Source organism: Paenacidovorax caeni, from assembly GCF_001298675.1.
Classification (GTDB): Bacteria; Pseudomonadota; Gammaproteobacteria; order Burkholderiales; family Burkholderiaceae_C; genus Paenacidovorax; species Paenacidovorax caeni.
Genome location: NZ_CYIG01000134.1, coordinates 1 through 628, shown reverse-complemented (window position 1 = coordinate 628; position 628 = coordinate 1). Strand labels below are relative to the sequence as shown.

The 628-nt window shown below is 54.6% G+C and carries 2 protein-coding genes; both read right to left on the bottom strand.

Going from position 1 to position 628, the window contains the following annotated elements; all coding sequences use genetic code 11:
• Positions 1–317 (bottom strand): DUF4917 family protein (locus BN2503_RS19100; RefSeq protein ID WP_148639794.1); only part of this gene is annotated, 317 nt, incomplete at its 3' end.
• Between the two features lie 171 nt (positions 318–488).
• Positions 489–623 (bottom strand): integrase core domain-containing protein, encoded by a 135-nt coding sequence (locus BN2503_RS21430; protein WP_233495069.1) that lies wholly within the window; start codon positions 621–623, stop codon positions 489–491.
• Positions 624–628 lie beyond the last annotated feature (5 nt).

The following is a 628-nucleotide window of genomic DNA, read 5'->3' as shown; positions in this document are numbered from 1 at the left end:
ACCGCAGTCAGAAGCGCCTCCTTTAGGATCGCTTGGTCGCTCTTTATCGTGTCAATGACACCTTGATCGAATCCATGCACCTCACCGACCAGTTCCGCCGAGAGCAGCGTGCGCATCACCGCTTCAAAATCCCACGTGTTCAGGCGCTCAAACAGCGTCCTTATCTGAACATCGCGATCGCCAAAGTTCGCGACCTGAAACAAGCTCGCGTAGTTGAAAATCGCCGCGTTCCAAGCCTGGGAGAACCCATTGCCGAGCAAGACGGTTGGTAATGCTCCGGCAGGAAGAGTTGCAAGGGCTTCATCAAAGGTCAGCATGGTGGATTCGACTTACGGCTGAAGGAGGAGAGGGAGATCGTAAGGTCGGTGGTGCCCCATCTCCGGAGAGGCCATTATTTGATGCTTACTTTTGAGACACCACATTAGAGGGCTGCAGTACCACCCTCGCAATGTCAACAATGTGCTCTTATTAATACGTAAGCTCCCCTGTCAAGCAGACAGTTGATTTCCAGAGTCTGCGGCGGTTGTGGTGATCAATCTGGGCATGAACTGCTTGGGCGGCACGCCACCCAGGGCGTCATGCGGTCGGTACTCGTTGTACTGGGTTAGCCAGTCGTCCGCGATGGCCT